Raw genomic sequence first — 15,814 nt, 5'->3', positions numbered from 1 at the left:
GGGCACATAATCGCGGGTTTAGTCACTGTTAGCGGTCATTCTCACTGTTTTTCATGCGGTTAAAAATTTATCTTTGATAGTGAATGGTATATATTTGTTTGATCTATATGAATTTGCGTTGGTTTGTGATCATCAAAAGAACATTTTCTCTTCTTATTGCTACGTTATCTGTGTCTGCAAATGCATTTGCTGACTCTTTACCCGAGCGTATCGATAATTTCACCAAACTCTTTGATCATGAAACCGCCATCGAATCTTATGATATTCGAGTGCTGCAGGCTGATTATCCAACACGTTTGATCATGCCGTCGTCAATGCTGCCACAAACAGCAGAGTACCCGTTAAAAGATATCCAGCGTTTATACCAGTTATCAAAGACTTGTAGCGGGAAATTACCGCTAAGTCCGTTGATTACAGAGCCTTTAGTTTTTACTCGTGCGATGTGTAAAGGTACCAAGCTTTCAGATCGTTGGTTTAGCCGCAGTGGCTTGATTCACCCTGGTGGTGGCTCTTATGCCGCACGATACGTAGAGAAATACCCAGAAAAGTTCGACTCTCTGAAACGCTTTATGCATATTCAAGAGCGTCCAAACACTGAACACGACGAACTGTTGTCTCGCTTACAACAAATGGACAGTGAAGCTATCACCGCGCTGCTAGCGGGCGCGAGTATGTTTGTAGAACTCGATGAAATGTGGGTAAAGCGCGGCGATAGGTACTACCTGTACAAAGAATCAGTCTGGAGTGAAAACGCAACGCTTTCAGGGCTGTCGTTCAGTTTGTCATCAGAAGGCAACAGCTGTTTTGTTCAGCGCGGTAACGTATGTTGGGAAATAGAAGATCATTCAGAGCTTCTTCAAGTTGCCATGTTTATTTTGGTGATTGCCAACATCCTACTGGTATTAGGCTGGGCAATTTACCGATGGAACAGTAAGAAACAAGAGATGAAGAGCCGTATGCTGGTTCTTCAAATTCTAACGCACGAATTAAGAACGCCGATTGCGAGTTTGTCATTGACGGTTGAAGGGTTCAGACGTGAGTTCGAACACTTACCAGAATCGGTATATGATGAGTTTCGTAGACTGTGTGAAGATACACGCCGTTTAAGGCAGTTGGCGGAAGCAAGCAAAGACTATTTGCAGTCAGACAACCAACCGCTCGCAACAGAGTGGGTACCAAGTGTTGAAGAGTGGCTTCAATACAAAGTTGAAGAAGATTTCGCTCCGGGCATTGAACTCCGTGTAAACAAAGATATTGCTGCAAAAGTAAACGTATATTGGTTAGGAACGTGTATCGATAACCTGATCAGAAACGCCGTGAAATACGGTGTCGCTCCAGTGATACTAGAACTGAATACTTCTGACAAGAAGCTGACATTCAAAGTTATAGATAATGGAGACTTGTCTCGCAAAGATTGGGGGCAACTAAGAAAGCCATTCGTAAGTAAGAGTGGACTCGGTTTAGGTCTGACGATAGTGGAATCTATGGTCGGAAAAATGGGCGGTCACATGACGCTTATTGGCCCCCCAACAACATTTATTTTGGAGATACCTTGTGAAACAGACATTGCTTCTCGTTGAAGATGATAAAAATTTAGCTGACGGTTTATTAGTTAGCCTTGAGCAAGCTGGATATGAATGTTTGCATGCAGAACTGATCTCTGAAGTTGAAGGCTATTGGGAACAAGCGGATCTAGTGATTCTAGACCGTCAACTTCCTGATGGTGACTCAGTAGATTCACTTCCAGGTTGGAAGAAAAAGAAAGACATCCCTGTTATTTTGCTAACGGCTCTCGTAACAGTAAAAGACAAAGTAGCGGGCCTAGATTCAGGTGCAAACGACTACCTAACTAAGCCTTTCGCTGAAGCTGAACTATTTGCTCGAATCCGTGCGCAGTTACGCCTTCCTGATGCTGAGGATCAAGATGCATCAAAAGTAATGGCTCAAAATCTTGTTATCGACAAAGCGACACGTGAAGTGTTTTTCAATGAACTGGAAGTTACTTTAACGCGTACTGAATTTGACCTGTTGCTATTTTTGGCAAGTAACCTTGGCCGTGTTTTCACACGTGATGAGCTACTTGACCATGTATGGGGTTACAACCATTTCCCAACAACACGTACGGTAGACACGCACGTTCTGCAACTAAGACAGAAGCTACCAGGTCTAGAAATTGAAACGCTTCGTGGCGTTGGTTACAAGATGAAAGCGTAATGAAAAAAGCCTTACTTCCACTATTAATGTTGTCTTGCGTGGCGAATACCGTGCAAGCAGCGGATTGGTTCAAGAGTAGCGATACTTTGACTCAAGTACATAAACATCTATTGGATAATGATTTACCTCAGATGTTTGATTCACTAGTGGAAGTTTGGCAAATCAACTCTTCTCAATCACGAGAAGATCACCTCAATGAACTGTTCGATCAAGCATTGAACAAAGATTGTGGTAAAACCCTCACAAGAAAAACACTGCCAGATTGGATCAGTTCAGTCGTCGTTAAACGACACGTTATTCAAAGTCCCGGCAGAGATACATTTCGTGTCGCAATTAATGTTGAGTCCGAAAATGATATTAAAGACATAACCTTCGAAAAATGGGTCGATAAGGTTGTGTCATCTGATAGTGAGTTCACCAAAGAAAATGAAGTCGTAAATAACGCAGCGGTGAGCCTATTCCAAAAGCGTTACAATTTAGCGTCTCAACTAGAATCGGGTTTGTATCGTTTAAGTGTGAAAGGCGATGGTGGAAATTCTTGGAGTACTTGGATTATCCTTGGTGAAGTTGCAATGCGTCAGCAAGTTCGCTGGTCTTCAAAAGACACCTGGCGAATCGATAAAAAAGAACTTCTGAACCCTTATTGTCCTCTTCCTAAACTCGAAATTGGTTTGTACGATTATGTCGATGAACACTATGAGCAGGTGTGGGGCAAGAGCTATGAATCTGATTATCCAATGAACCTAACTGGCGAAGAACTTCCAAATGATCGCTACGTTTTGGCGGTATCAATGGTTCATTCACGCTGGCAAGGCGACATAGCGATAGAACAAGCACAAACTATCAGTAAAACTTATGATATTTCTAGCGAAGAAGAGTTAAAGTAATTTAAAATTGTGCCGTTAACTATGTAAGGGATCTAACAAAGATAAACGGCATGAAAAATACAACTAAACTACTCGCAGCATCAATTGCATTCGCCAGTCTTCCTCTTTCAGCAGCAAACTACGCCATTGAAGCGCGTGGTGATGCGATGGGTGGTGTTGGTGTTGTTTCAGCAAACTTCCTAACCGCTCCATTCTATAACCCGGCACTTGTTGCTATTTATCGTCGTAACGATGATATGGGCATGATTACGCCAAGTTTTGGCGGTAGCTATAATGACCCTAACGATATGAAATCGAATATCGATAGCGTCGTTGATGCGTCAAATACTGCAGACCTGGACGCAGCGCTTAATAATCTTGATGGCAACCAAGCTAATGTTGAACTGGGTGGTGTTGTCGCATTTTCGCTTCCTAATCAGTTTGTTGCAGCCAACCTTTTCGCTAAAGCCTATACAGAATCATTTGCGACTCCTAACGTTTACACGACAGGTTCAGATGAAGACAAAGTTGAACTGTCTACAGTTGAAGCGGTTTCAATCGGTGTAGCAGAAGTCGGGCTTTCTCTAGCAAAATACCAAACCTTTATGGGCCAACACATTTCATTTGGTATCACACCTAAAATCCAACGTATTTACACGTACAACTATGTTGCATCGGTTAATGATTACGATTTATCTGACGTGAGAGAAAATAGTGATGGTGATACAGCATTCAACATGGATGCTGGTGCACTTTGGTTCTTCGGCCCGTTCCGAGTAGGTGTTGCAGCAACTAATTTGATCTCTAGAGATATAGAAACCAAAGATACGACGAGAACGCTTAACAGCAGCACAAGTAGTGCGACACACCAAGTCGGTGGTAAATACACTTACCAACTAGAGCCTGTTTATACGGTTGGTGCAGGCATCGTATCGGATTACTTTTCGTTTAGTGTTGATTACGACCTAAATGAGACTGAGAAGTTTACTTCGTTTGATGATAACGAACAGATGATTCGTGTTGGTACTGAAGTTGATCTTCTGCGTCAGCTTAAGTTAAGGGGAGGGTACTACAAGAACCTGGCTTACTCTGATTCGGAAGGAACAGTCACAGCCGGTATTGGTATCTCGCCACTTAACTTGTTCCAGTTAGATCTAAGTGCGAACTACACAAACGAAAATGCAATGGGTGCTTCAATCAATTTCCTTGCTAGTTACTAACAGTCCTTATATAGTTCTGCTCCTAAATAAAGGAGCAGAGCATGCTAAACGACTTACCAACCCTTTCTCACGAAGAACAACAGAAAGCTGTTGAACGAATTCAAGAAATGATGACTCAGGGCATCAGCACAGCACAAGCTATCAAAATCGTTGCTGAGCAAATTCGTGAAGAAATGAGTAATAAAGAAGAGTAGGGCATCAGCCCTTCTTTTTTAACGCCTTAGTGCACTATAACTAAATATATTACCCTCTAGTATATTATCTCGCACATACCAACTCTTTAGTTACCCTAAATAGCGAACCGTTAAAAACAATTAAATGCCCTTTATTCAATAGGTTATGTCAGAGTAATCCACTTTTTAGGCCTTTCTTGGTCTTGGGTTGTAATTAAATTACAGCAAGGCGTGAAAGTAAAACAACTGTCACACCAGGTGTCAGTATTTATGTCGCCGCATCTAAGTGGCTAAATATAAAGAGTTTTTAAGGCTGGTTACGCTGTGACTTCTATTTTTAGCGGATACAAGTGCATGAAGTTCACAAGCAGACAAATGAGGATTTCATCTAAGAGCAGTGCGAGAGGAGTAACGACGCGATTCCGCGAGTGACTGACCACCGCTTAGTGCAAGCTTTACTCGCGGCCAACGCGACTTTAAGAACAAGTGCTTAGGAAGCTTAGAGGCGCAAGGAAGAGCAGTTTATAGAGCGATTCAGAAACGATAAGTATCAACCTGAGAATGCTATTGGTGGCGTTATTGATTACAGGCGGTGTTATTGCAGATGGTGAAAGCGCTTGGAGGTGTCCAAACCGATTAGAATTCTGATGAGACAACAAGGCTTATGGGTTTGTTTAGTCAGCAGTTAAAAATCTAACGGGTGCTTGAGTGGAGAGTAGATATCGACAGGGTATTGGCGTGTTGATTGACTAATGGCCGAGAGTTGAATGTGTAAGTTCAGTCCACTCTAGCGAACCTCAATAAAATGTAACGACTTGGTTTCGACCGTTGTCTTTAGCTTCATAAAGCGCTTTGTCTGCTCGCTTAATTGCTGAACGTATAGACTCATTCTGCTTAAGTAGTGTAACCCCAGTAGAAGCCGTTACTGTCTGCGCGTTAGGCCATGTATTCTGGTCCATAGCCAGGTACAAATCATCGATTGATTCGTGACACTGTAGCGTTGTTTGCTCTAGGCAAACGAGCAGAAACTCCTCACCACCCCAACGATAAAGCAAATACTGCTCCCCAAGCGTTTCATTTGCGATAGTAACAAATTGAATAAGAACCTTATCACCCACTTCATGGCCATGCTGGTCGTTGATCTGTTTAAAATGGTCTAAGTCAAACAACGCGACGTGAATCATTTTTCCTTGTTGTGCTAACCATTCGAAATCATAGAAGGTATCTAGCGCTTCGGTCCTGTTTCTGCAGCCAGTTAACGGATCAGTAGTGGCCTTGACTTTTAACTCTTCAATTTCTTGGGTTAAATGACGTTGTTGCTGTGCTAAACGCGTTTTGTTTCGTTGTGCTATATGTAAAGCACAAGCGACATAGTAGATCGCGTATACCACCCATAGTCCAATCAAGAGTTCGCCTAGCAAAGCCTTGCTGATAATTTTACCTTGGAACACAATACTCGAGATGTTAAGTGAATGATGCCCAGCAAGCGTGCTGGCACCAAGCCCGAGTTCAACAGATACCGCGTTCGTAATGTCTACTGCGCTATCAGAAACAGGGCGTTGATAATGATCTATCCACCAGAAAGGAACATTGAAGTAGCCCAAGTCAATTTGGCTTGCGTCTGGTAGCGAAAAGTCTAAGCGATTGAACTTGTTCGACATTGCATCGCCTTTAACGCTGTAACCCTCGTCATAGTTACGAATGTAGAAACGAAATCTTGGGTTCTCTTGGCCTTCGTAGTCCATATTAATGGTTACCGAATCGAACGTGGAGAGATCTAACCCTTTGCCTTCTTTCGATATGACGAATTCAACCTCACAGAAAGGCTTGCTATAGGTACGCTCAAAGTCACACTGTAACTCAATGCCGTTATTTGACTTGTGTAATGATGCAACCGTGCCGCCATCATGATCTCGGTCTGTATTGGCGAGTGTAGGGTATTTGTCTGGGCTAATGATGTAGCTCTTGTTCATTAGTTTATCAAAAGAGAATAGCGACAATAGGGTGATTGCCAGGCAAAAAATCGAGAGGAATATGTTGAGTTTGCGGAATGCTTTGTCGCTCATGATATTAATCCGTACACGTGATTCAAACCTAATATCCAATGCCTTAGAGCTGGCGTAATCGAAGGTTAGAGATTAGCCTTGTTGAAATTGCTATATCTAAAACTGTTCTAGAACTGACGGTTATACATGAAAGTGCGCCATTAGACCAAGATGAAGTTTAAAAATTGAACGCAGAGCATTGATTTTGAATGTTATTTACTCAGTAAGTACCGTTTTGATGGAAATATAAAATTAACTGTATAAATATACAGTTAATTTTTATTGAGTTTGTTTTTTGTCATTAGAGCGAATCTAAGTCCTTTATGAGGCCGCCAAGTGGTGGACCATGAGCAAACTTTTCTTTAGTTTTAATCCAGCAATGTTGCACTGTCACTTTTCAAAATATGTATCTTCAGTGAGTAAGTAGAACTTATGGAGAGAACCTCAAACAAACACCTATCTCTATTAGCGAAGTTGAGGAAGACTTAACAGTTAAACAGATAGTCGATCCTGTTACTGTCGAAAGAATTACTCAGCCATTGACCATATCAGAGGTGGAAAACCCGGTGAATGTAGAGGTAGGTAATACCTCGTTGGGCGTGCAAGCGACCATCACTAATACCGAACTCAAGGTGACGTCAGAGCGGGAATGTGTGACGTTCGCCAGAATTGGCAATGGCATCTTGTTAATGACGGGAGGCTATCAACGCATTCGAGAGAAAAGCACGAGAAAGGCGCTCATCTTACAAGCTCTAACGACCAATGAAGGCACGGTCATCGTTCAAGGTTTCTTGGAGTTACGTCCGGGTGGGCATTTGATGCTCAATACCAATCAAGCCGTGAGTTTGAAAGGCACTGCAAGCGACCGCCTTAAAGTAGGAGAAGCGCTATGATGCTGTCATTAACTAATCCTGAGCCTAACAGCCCTAATGATGATTTGTTGAACGTGGAAGCAAAACACGTCGAATTGCTCGATTTGACCCTTAGGCGTTTCAAGCAATCCTTTCGGATTAAACTCGCGTCGTTCAGGCGTGATCAAGGTAGCACGGTCAAAGTGCACCTTAAATCCATTCCAACGATAGTCTAACGGCAAATAACCGCGAGCGTGGATGTTCATCAATTTTTCGGCCATCGGGTTCACAGGGACTTCACCTGAGAGCCAGCGTTGGACGGTGATCGGTTGAACGTGAAAAAAGGCCGCGGCGTCGTGGATACCATCAAAGTGATGATGCACGAGATCCGCAAAGTGTGGCGTGAGCATGTGATCTCCTTCAAAAATTAAGACAAGGGCGCAAAGTTTTTTTCCTCCTCATAAAGTGTGTTTGTAGTAGAAAGTCTCTGGAAACGGCGACACGTGAGCACAAAAATCAGAGACACGAAAACCAAGTATAGCCAACAATATCAAACTCAACGCGTATAAACAGACAGCCAAAATCTATAAAACTAACGACATTAAGGACTTAATCCGGCGTTGTGTGCAAAATCCGTAAGGACTAAGGTACTGAAACCCCTCATATTTCAACGTCCATCACTGCGTATTATGTACGTTATGTTAAATTGGTTTTGGAGATTGTAAGGCAGGTATCTTTATGTGATGCCCTGCCTTTATATTGTGTCGATAGTCTCTAATTTATACTGTGTATTTAACCATATTGGCTATTTACCATAAAATACCTAATAACCAGTGATAATAATCTTCGATTTTAACCCTGGTATTAGTTAGAGATTATCCGCCAGCAAACTTAACTTTGTAGCCTTTCTTTTCAAGGTGCGCTTTGATCTTGTCACGAGCATCTCCTTGAATTTCGATGTTACCATCTTTTACTGAGCCGCCGCAGCCGCACACTTTTTTGAGTTCTGCTGCCATTAGTTTTAATGGTGCGTCATCTAGGTCTAAGCCAGTTACGACAGAAACGCCTTTGCCTTTACGGCCTTTGGTTTCTTTTTGGATTCGAACGATACCATCGCCTTTAGGACGTTGGACTTTCTCTTCTTCAGGTTTAATACGACCTGTTTCTGTTGAATATACTAGGCTCATAAATTACTTCTTTTGTTGCTCTGCTTTTTGTTTTGCGAGTAAGTAAGCTTCTATATGACGCTGGATTGCAATCTTGCCGCCTTTGATTAAGCGACCGTTAAACATGCAATACCACGCATTAGGCTCACCGGTGTCATTCTTGATTTGGTAGCCGTTGAAGTTTTCAGTCGAGCCACCAGTTCCTCTCGACTTATTTAATGACGTGAATTCTTTTGGATCAATAATAGACGCGGTTTCAATCCACCAATCAATACTCTTTTTTACGGCAGCTAGGTTGCCCTGAATAACGTTGTTTTTTAATTTAGCACGCCAAACTGTGTTATTAGCATCTATCGATTGAAGATGGACGCTTCGGTAAATTGAATTAGCCATATCTATTAATCATCTTTTTGTTTTCACTACATTAATCATAAGTATACTTATAATGATATCAAGCATAATATGGTAAAAAAACCTGTTGAGGTACGGTAATTTGAGAAAAAAAGTCCCTATTTTAACCGACTCTGTGATAATTAATTCATTTGTTGAAAAATTAAACAGGCACGCGACAATTGAAATTATAGATGAATTGACAGGATTTCAATACTCTCACAATTCACTGTTGGGTATCTATAGTGATTGGAATCGCTATCATGCGTTCTGTACCAAACATCGTATTAACACACTTCCCGCTTCTATAACCGCTGTGCGTCGATTTCTTGAGACGGAGTCCAACGATAGAAAATATGCATCCTTAAAACGTTACACTGCAACGCTTAGTATGTTACATACTGTATTGAGCTTTGCTAACCCAATCAAGCACAGGCAAGTTCGCTTTACCCTGCTCCACTTACAATCTCAAATGGCCGGTGACGCCAAACAAACCAATGCTATGACATCTGTGCATCTCACTGATTTAAATACGTTACTCTCCCATGATAAAGCAAACTTGAAAGAGATCAGAGACATCGCTATTTATAACGTTATGTTCGAGTGTGCTTTAAAGCGCTCAGAACTTAAGGCGTTGTCGATGACCGATGTTGAGTACGTTGAAGATCATTACCAAGTAACAGTCAAAGATTCAGCTTATCAGTTATCACAAATAGCCAGTGTTGCACTTCAACGTTGGCTTTCGTTTACTGGACCACAAGACGATTTGCCTGTGTTTCGTGCGATAGACAAGCATGAGAATATTGGTTTACAGCCTTTAGATGATTCGTCCATTTACCGAATATTGAGAAGAGCAAGTGACTTACTTCAACTTCCAGAAAACCACCATTTCTCTGGAAATTCGATTCGTGTTGGTGCCGCACAAGAGTTGTCGAAACAAGGTCTTAAGGTTAGAGAGATTCAGGACTTTGGTCGCTGGCTTAGCCCTGCCATGCCAGCCCAATATGTGGGTTTCACGGGAACGGCTGAGAGTGAGAAGATGAAGTTTAAGGCGCTAATGCCTTGGCAATAAACGGTTCGTAATTACTTGGATATTGTTACTTGGATATAAGTTGTGGCTAAATGATAGATTCGTAAAAAACGGCTAGCTTTAAAAACAAAAAGTGCCTTGGCGAAAGCTTAAGGCACTTTTGGGTTCAGCTCTAAGTGAACGAAAACGAGTTAGAAACCTAAGAAAGGCTTGTTCTCACGCAGTTCGCTAAGAACTGGCTGAATTTGTGGCCGTCATGCTCAACCATTTTAGGGAACATGGAGATTGGCGTCATACCTGGGAAGGTGTTGACTTCGTTCAGATAGATTTCGTTGTCTTGCGTTAAGAAGAAGTCGATACGAGATAAATGGCGGAGCTTCATCTGTGTAAACACTTTTCGAGCGCTTTCTGCAATCAGTTCACGCTGCTCATCAGTGAGGTTGCTTGCTTCAACTTCAGTGATCGAGTGACTGTCTGCACTGTACTTCTCTTCGTAAGAGTAAAATGCGCCGTTCGGTGCAATCACCTCGCCCGGTTTGCTGATATGTAGCTCGCCATCGATTTCATAAGCAGCAACTTCTAGCTCTCTAGGCACCACTGATTTCTCAACCAATACTTGGTCCGAGAAAGTGAACGCCTTGTTGATAGCCTCGCTCAAATCTTCTACTTGGTTAACTTGGTAACAACCCACAGAAGAACCTTGACGAGCCGCTTTCACGAACACTTTACCCCACTTTTCAAATGCTTGAGTTGCTTGTGAGTGTGCTTGATCATTGTTGTCTGATAAGAACAGGTACGGCGTGTTTGGAATGCCAAGTGCGTCGTACCAAAGCTTTGAAGTGATTTTGTTAAAGCTGTTGTTACTCGCTTCAGAACCACAACCTAAGTACGGGATTTTCGCCATTTCAAACAATGATTGAATGTCACCTGTTTCACCCGGGAAGCCGTGAATACAAGGCACAATGAAATCGACTTTAGACTCTAGGTTGTCGCCACGTAAGGTTTGATTGTTGATATCAAGATAAACCAATTCACCTGAATCAAGACACCAGCCTTCGTTTTTAATTTCAACTCTGACAACGTTAAAATCTGCAACGCTATTCAGTTGTTCAAAAAGGTAATTGGCTGAAACTAAAGACACTTCATGCTCTGAAGATCCACCGCCACAAAGTAGAAGGATGTTAATGGTGTTCATGGGTAAATTCGGTCCTTGAAACTAGGAATACTGACTTCAATGATAAACAAAAGTCGAAATAGGTACAGTGTTTTGAACGTTAAAATTGTGTTCGAAAGAACGAGCGATTAACTATTAAACAAAACTGCTGGTCTTAAAACAAAAGAAGGAGCATTTGCTCCCTCTTTCTGAACTAAAACTTAGTTCAACTTGTTAAGCGTTGGGTATTCAGAGTTCTTGATGTCATCAATGCTCTTAACAAACGGCTTCAAGTTTTGGAAAGTGGTTGGCAGCGTTGAGATTGCCTTTTTAGCTTCTAAGCGTGTTGCGTAATCACCGTAAAGTACGGTGAACCACTTAGTGCCGTTAACCATTTTGTAGTTTTCCCAAACTGGTTGAGAAGTCGTAGGTAGCATTTTCACGAAAGAATCGACTTTACTCTGGCTGCCAACAGCAACAACTTGAACCGTGTAACCAAAGCGCTGGTTCATATCTTGTTGTTTCTTCGTTGGGCCTGTCACTACTGCAACTGGCTTAGCTTTAGTTGTTTGAGTGACTTTCTGCTCAACAGGTTCAGTTCTGATCACGTTAACAACGTTTTCTTCAACAACGCCTGTTTGCTCAGATTGAGATACAACTGGAGCTTCAACTTTTGCCGTTTTGTACTCTTCTTGATAACTATCTGAAGTTACATTTGTAACGTAGTCGTCAGATACACATGCAGCCAAGAGCAGTGGCAAAGTCACAATTGCAAATTTTTTCATGGAAAGCTCTATATCCTTAATAATAATTACTATAAATCATGCCGATACGTCGGTTTAGAATCAAGTTAACTTTGAGATTATACACCATTAGTGGGTGACCTATTTCACAAACTTTATGCAGTGTTTGCTTATTCATCTGAATTCGGTGAATTTGCCATCAACCCGTGAGTGAAAAGTAAGTTACGATGAACTTACGTGCATTGCTAGGATATGTCTATGAATCATCTTGATCCCCTCCTTAAACCCCGCTCAATCGCTGTTGTTGGTGCTTCTCAACGAGAAACGCGCGCGGGATATATCGTCATGAACAATTTGTTGCACGGGGATTTTAAAGGTGCGGTGATGCCCGTTACGCCAAAATATGACTCGGTGGCAGGCGTACTCTCATACAAGAACATTTTGTCACTGCCTATCGTGCCTGACCTTGCGATTCTCTGTACCAATGCAACCCGTAATGTGGCTATTTTTGAAGAGCTAGCCGAGAAAGGCATAGCCTCTGTCATTGTGCTTTCTTCCGACATGCAGCAACAAAGCGATAATGGCGAAACGTATGATGCACGATGCCTAGCGATTGCTAAAAAACACAACATTCGGGTGCTTGGCTCCAATAGCTTGGGGATTATTGTCCCATGGTTGAATTTAAACGCCTCATTCTCTCCTGTGACAGCATTACCCGGTAAAATCGCCTTTGTTTCTCAGTCTGCAGCTGTGTGTACCACGATTCTCGATTGGGCTAATGACAAAGAGATCGGTTTTTCGGCGTTTATCTCTATAGGTAATGGCAGTGACATCGAATTCTCGGAGTTATTGGATTATCTGAGTACCGATTCTCACACCGAAGCGATATTACTTTATGTAGACAGCATTACTGATGCGAGGCGCTTTATTTCTGCAGCGCGTGCGGCATCGCGCAACAGACGAATTCTAGTGCTAAAAGGCGGACGAACAGCGAAAGGCCGAGCGGCGGCCATGGCACATACCGGTGGTGCCGATACCTTAGACATTATCTATGACTCTGCGATCCGACGCAGCGGTATGTTGCGAGTTAAGAACTTACATGAACTGTTTGCTGCGGTAGAGACACTGACTCATTCAGTGCCCTTGCGTGGCGAGCGCTTAGCTATTGTTACCAATGGTGGCGGCCCTGCAATTATGGCCGTGGACACCCTATTTGACCGCGGCGGTAAGCTCGCAGAATTATCTGAAGATACGCTCGATAAACTCAGTAAGGTTTTGCCATCGAGCTGGTCTCATAGTAACCCTATCGATATTGTTGGCGATGCTGGCGATCAACGCTATATCGACACCATAAACATCTTGCTCGATGGCGATGAAGCGGATGCCATTCTTATCATGCACAGCCCTTCTGCGGTCGCACATTCAGCCAAAACGGCAGAGCGAATTATTGAGGCGATTAAAAAGCATCCTCGCCATAAGCGCTTTAATATCTTAACGAATTGGTCTGGGGAGTTAACGGCAAGGCCGGCGAGAAAGCTGTTTACTGAAGCGGGTTTCCCAACCTATCGAACGCCTGAAAGTTCAGTGGTCGCATTCATGCACCTGGTCGAGTACAGACGCAACCAACGTCAGTTAATGGAAACGCCAACAACGGCAGAAAAAGTACACATTGAAGACCTAGCAGATGCGAAAAGTTGGATAGAACGCCAACTACTGGATAAAGATACAGTTAGTCTTGATACTCACCAAAATAGTCAGTTTTTCAAGCACTTCAATCTTGATGTGTTGCCAACTTGGATTGCTTCCGACCCAAGTGAAGCGGTGCACATTGCTGAAACGATCGGTTACCCGGTCGCCGTAAAACTTCGTTCGCCAGACATTGCGCATAAGTCGGACGTTCAAGGTGTGATGCTCAATTTACGAAACAGTAGCGAAGTCGCGAATGCCGCTCAGGCAATTCTCGATCGATCTCAATTGTCGTTCCCTACTGCTCATATCCATGGCTTGTTGATTCAAGGTATGGCCAAGCTTGCAGGCGGCCAAGAACTGCGAGTTAAAGTCACAACGGACGAAACCTTTGGCCCTATTATTTTACTTGGCCAGGGTGGCTCTGAGTGGGATGAATCGATTGATGCCGCGGCTGCTTTCCCACCGCTTAACATGACACTGGCGCGTTACTTGATCATCAGGGCGATAAAAAGTGGCAAGATTCGCCTGCAAAAACTGCCTAACCCAATTGACATTGAAGGGCTCTCTGAGTTGCTTGTTCGTATTTCGCAAATGGTAGTGGATTGCCCTGAAATACATGATTTGGATATCCATCCAGTACTGGCCAATGGTGACAAGTTCACAATATTAGATGCCGATATCATCTTGAAAGCGTACGAAGGCGATCCACAAGAACGTCTTGCGATTCGCCCTTATCCGGTCGAGCTTGAAGAGAATATCGTACTCAAGGACGGCACCGAAGTGTTGCTACGCCCTATTCTTCCTGAAGATGAACCGCTTCATGCTGACTTTATTAATCGCGTATCTAAAGAGGATCTTTATAAACGTTTCTTTAGTGATGTTGGAGAATTCAATCATGAGGCGTTGGCGAATTTTACTCAGATTGATTTTGATAGAGAAATCGCCTTTGTGGTGGTTCGTAAGGAACAAGGTGTGCCTGCGATTATTGGTGTGTCCCGTGCGCTGATTAACCCAGAGAACACCGATGCCGAATTCGCAATTCTGATACGTTCGGATCTGAAAGGTGTCGGCTTAGGTCGTATTCTGATGACGAAAGTTATCGATTACTGCCGAGCAAAGCAGACTAAACAGATGTCGGGTATGACGATGCCAACCAACAGAGGGATGCTGACACTAGCTCAAAAGCTCGGTTTTAAGCTAGATATCAGTTTTGAAGACGGTACTGCAGATATGGTGTTACCGTTACTTTAACGCCCATGTCTTTTTAAGATGTTGGATACACCAAGACTTGGCGTCGCCCATTTTGTTACGTCGCCAGGCCATGACGATATCGATCGGCTGTGGTTCTGTACCCGAAATCTGCTTTAGAACGCCAGATTCAATCAGCGGCTTAGCAATACTACTCGGCAAGGTGCCAATCCCTAATCCACTTGTCAGAGCTTCAACCTTTGCAGGGAAACTTGTCACGGTTAAACGAGGTTGCTTCTCTAGAATGTTGCGACTTAAAGCGGGTTGATCGCGTGCAGTATCTGCGATTGCAATTACCCTGTAACTTTCTCTAGCCTTTTGGTCAAACTCGCCAGAACGCTTGTGAACGTAGTGGTTTGATGCCGCGACCCATACCATTTCCATCTTGCCGATTACGTCACTTTTCATATCGTTTGGGATGGTGTCGAGTTTCGGGCAAACAAGCAGGTCAGCACGACCATCTGTGAGTGATTCCCAGCATCCAGCTAAGATCTCTTCTTGTAAGCGAACGCGTGTTTTGCTGATTTTCCCTAGTTCATCGACTAACGAGAAGAAATTAGCAATCGGAATAATGCCATCGAAAGCAATGGTTAAATCCAACTCCCAACCGTTAGCAAGAATACTCGCATCGTTAACGAGTTGTTCAGTGGCACCCAGAATGATCCTACCTTGTTCTAATATTAACTGCCCCGCTTCAGTGAAATTGGCGCGGTGTCCTGAGCGATCAAAAATCATGATATCTAAGTCTTGTTCTAACTTTTGGATTTGATAACTCAATGAAGAAGGTGCTCGGTCCAGTTCATTCGCTGCAGCTGCGAAACTCCCACGACGATCAATGGCATCTAATATGTGTAATGCTTCAAGTGTTATTGGACTATGCATGGCTTTCCTACTTTATAAATGAGACTTGAATCACAAAAACAGAAGTATTCAGGTTATGAATGGAACTGTAAAAATCTTTTTAATACAGTCATTTAAGAGTGTTAATTATGAACTAGTTGATAAGATTGAAAATTATTTAAATGC

15 protein-coding genes are annotated in these 15,814 nt (G+C 42.9%); 8 read left to right on the top strand and 7 right to left on the bottom strand.

Annotation, left to right across the window (positions count from 1 at the left end):
• Positions 1–107 precede the first annotated feature (107 nt).
• The 5 genes from vxrA to CWO13_RS08805 are packed head-to-tail and all read left to right on the top strand — an operon-like array spanning position 108 to position 4,494.
• On the top strand, positions 108–1,580 hold the full coding sequence (gene vxrA / locus CWO13_RS08825) for a sensor histidine kinase VxrA (protein WP_048660161.1): 1,473 nt from the start codon (positions 108–110) through the stop codon (positions 1,578–1,580).
• A complete protein-coding gene (vxrB, locus tag CWO13_RS08820; RefSeq protein WP_009845363.1) occupies positions 1,555–2,214 on the top strand; it encodes a response regulator transcription factor VxrB in 660 nt (219 codons plus the stop codon). The genes vxrA and vxrB overlap by 26 nt, the downstream gene beginning before the upstream one ends.
• A complete protein-coding gene (locus tag CWO13_RS08815) occupies positions 2,214–3,101 on the top strand; it encodes a DUF2861 family protein (RefSeq protein WP_107899131.1) in 888 nt (295 codons plus the stop codon). Before vxrB ends, CWO13_RS08815 begins: the two co-directional genes overlap by 1 nt.
• 50 nt (positions 3,102–3,151) lie before the next feature.
• Positions 3,152–4,300 (top strand): conjugal transfer protein TraF, encoded by a 1,149-nt coding sequence (locus CWO13_RS08810; protein ID WP_108082811.1) that lies wholly within the window; start codon positions 3,152–3,154, stop codon positions 4,298–4,300.
• Positions 4,301–4,341: 41 nt separating this feature from the next.
• Positions 4,342–4,494 carry a YoaH family protein gene (locus CWO13_RS08805; protein ID WP_004731009.1) on the top strand — a complete coding sequence of 51 codons (153 nt, stop codon included), beginning with the start codon at positions 4,342–4,344 and terminating at the stop codon, positions 4,492–4,494.
• Positions 4,495–5,270: 776 nt separating this feature from the next.
• On the opposite strand, the gene CWO13_RS08800 is transcribed toward CWO13_RS08805, so the two are convergent.
• On the bottom strand, positions 5,271–6,539 hold the full coding sequence (locus CWO13_RS08800) for a GGDEF domain-containing protein (RefSeq protein WP_375111963.1): 1,269 nt from the start codon (positions 6,537–6,539) through the stop codon (positions 5,271–5,273).
• 545 nt (positions 6,540–7,084) lie between these two features.
• Between CWO13_RS08800 and CWO13_RS08795 the strand changes: the two genes are divergently transcribed.
• Positions 7,085–7,411: a hypothetical protein gene (locus CWO13_RS08795; protein ID WP_258186375.1), complete on the top strand. Its 327-nt coding sequence runs from the start codon at positions 7,085–7,087 to the stop codon at positions 7,409–7,411.
• A gap of 8 nt (positions 7,412–7,419) precedes the next feature.
• On the opposite strand, the gene CWO13_RS08790 is transcribed toward CWO13_RS08795, so the two are convergent.
• The 3 genes from CWO13_RS08790 to CWO13_RS08780 form a co-directional block, all read right to left on the bottom strand.
• Positions 7,420–7,779 (bottom strand): phage protein, encoded by a 360-nt coding sequence (locus tag CWO13_RS08790; protein WP_258186374.1) that lies wholly within the window; start codon positions 7,777–7,779, stop codon positions 7,420–7,422.
• 465 nt (positions 7,780–8,244) lie between these two features.
• The gene (gene yciH / locus CWO13_RS08785; RefSeq protein ID WP_008221404.1) at positions 8,245–8,556 is read right to left on the bottom strand and encodes a stress response translation initiation inhibitor YciH; all 312 of its coding nucleotides are present in this window, start codon (positions 8,554–8,556) and stop codon (positions 8,245–8,247) included.
• Positions 8,557–8,559: 3 nt separating this feature from the next.
• Entirely contained in the window at positions 8,560–8,928 is a 369-nt protein-coding gene (locus CWO13_RS08780; protein WP_048660165.1) for a DUF3319 domain-containing protein, read from the bottom strand.
• A gap of 100 nt (positions 8,929–9,028) precedes the next feature.
• On the opposite strand from CWO13_RS08780, the gene CWO13_RS08775 reads away from it, so the two are divergent.
• Complete coding sequence (locus CWO13_RS08775; protein ID WP_108082809.1) at positions 9,029–9,997, top strand: tyrosine-type recombinase/integrase; 969 nt, start codon at positions 9,029–9,031, stop codon at positions 9,995–9,997.
• Between the two features lie 157 nt (positions 9,998–10,154).
• Here the strand turns inward: CWO13_RS08775 and CWO13_RS08770 are convergent, their stop codons facing one another.
• Together CWO13_RS08770 and CWO13_RS08765 are read right to left on the bottom strand one after the other, a co-directional pair.
• Positions 10,155–11,150 carry a D-alanine--D-alanine ligase gene (locus CWO13_RS08770; protein ID WP_108082808.1) on the bottom strand — a complete coding sequence of 332 codons (996 nt, stop codon included), beginning with the start codon at positions 11,148–11,150 and terminating at the stop codon, positions 10,155–10,157.
• 179 nt (positions 11,151–11,329) lie between these two features.
• Positions 11,330–11,893: an SPOR domain-containing protein gene (locus CWO13_RS08765; RefSeq protein ID WP_004730988.1), complete on the bottom strand. Its 564-nt coding sequence runs from the start codon at positions 11,891–11,893 to the stop codon at positions 11,330–11,332.
• Positions 11,894–12,109: 216 nt separating this feature from the next.
• On the opposite strand from CWO13_RS08765, the gene CWO13_RS08760 reads away from it, so the two are divergent.
• Positions 12,110–14,791, top strand: a complete 2,682-nt coding sequence (locus CWO13_RS08760) for a bifunctional acetate--CoA ligase family protein/GNAT family N-acetyltransferase (RefSeq protein ID WP_108082807.1) — start codon at positions 12,110–12,112, stop codon at positions 14,789–14,791.
• Here CWO13_RS08760 and CWO13_RS08755 read toward each other — a convergent pair.
• Positions 14,783–15,670, bottom strand: a complete 888-nt coding sequence (locus tag CWO13_RS08755) for a LysR family transcriptional regulator (protein WP_108082806.1) — start codon at positions 15,668–15,670, stop codon at positions 14,783–14,785. The two genes, CWO13_RS08760 and CWO13_RS08755, sit on opposite strands and share 9 nt — an antisense overlap.
• Positions 15,671–15,814: the final 144 nt, after the last annotated feature.

It is taken from the genome of Vibrio sp. ZF 223, assembly GCF_003050585.1.
Lineage (GTDB): Bacteria > Pseudomonadota > Gammaproteobacteria > Enterobacterales > Vibrionaceae > Vibrio > Vibrio crassostreae.
Note: the sequence above shows the minus strand (reverse complement) of the source record. Positions and strands in the feature narration are given on the sequence as shown.

What these genes read in the sequence shown, in the direction of transcription:
- CWO13_RS08810 (WP_108082811.1), top strand. Translation starts at nt 3,152, where the DNA reads ATGAAAAATACAACTAAACTACTCGCAGCATCAATTGCATTCGCCAGT.
- CWO13_RS08760 (WP_108082807.1), top strand. Translation starts at nt 12,110, where the DNA reads ATGAATCATCTTGATCCCCTCCTTAAACCCCGCTCAATCGCTGTTGTT.
- CWO13_RS08780 (WP_048660165.1), bottom strand. Translation starts at nt 8,928, where the DNA reads ATGGCTAATTCAATTTACCGAAGCGTCCATCTTCAATCGATAGATGCT.
- CWO13_RS08805 (WP_004731009.1), top strand. Translation starts at nt 4,342, where the DNA reads ATGCTAAACGACTTACCAACCCTTTCTCACGAAGAACAACAGAAAGCT.
- CWO13_RS08755 (WP_108082806.1), bottom strand. Translation starts at nt 15,670, where the DNA reads ATGCATAGTCCAATAACACTTGAAGCATTACACATATTAGATGCCATT.
- CWO13_RS08765 (WP_004730988.1), bottom strand. Translation starts at nt 11,893, where the DNA reads ATGAAAAAATTTGCAATTGTGACTTTGCCACTGCTCTTGGCTGCATGT.
- CWO13_RS08770 (WP_108082808.1), bottom strand. Translation starts at nt 11,150, where the DNA reads ATGAACACCATTAACATCCTTCTACTTTGTGGCGGTGGATCTTCAGAG.
- yciH (WP_008221404.1), bottom strand. Translation starts at nt 8,556, where the DNA reads ATGAGCCTAGTATATTCAACAGAAACAGGTCGTATTAAACCTGAAGAA.
- vxrA (WP_048660161.1), top strand. Translation starts at nt 108, where the DNA reads ATGAATTTGCGTTGGTTTGTGATCATCAAAAGAACATTTTCTCTTCTT.
- CWO13_RS08815 (WP_107899131.1), top strand. Translation starts at nt 2,214, where the DNA reads ATGAAAAAAGCCTTACTTCCACTATTAATGTTGTCTTGCGTGGCGAAT.
- CWO13_RS08790 (WP_258186374.1), bottom strand. Translation starts at nt 7,779, where the DNA reads ATGCTCACGCCACACTTTGCGGATCTCGTGCATCATCACTTTGATGGT.
- CWO13_RS08800 (WP_375111963.1), bottom strand. Translation starts at nt 6,539, where the DNA reads ATGAGCGACAAAGCATTCCGCAAACTCAACATATTCCTCTCGATTTTT.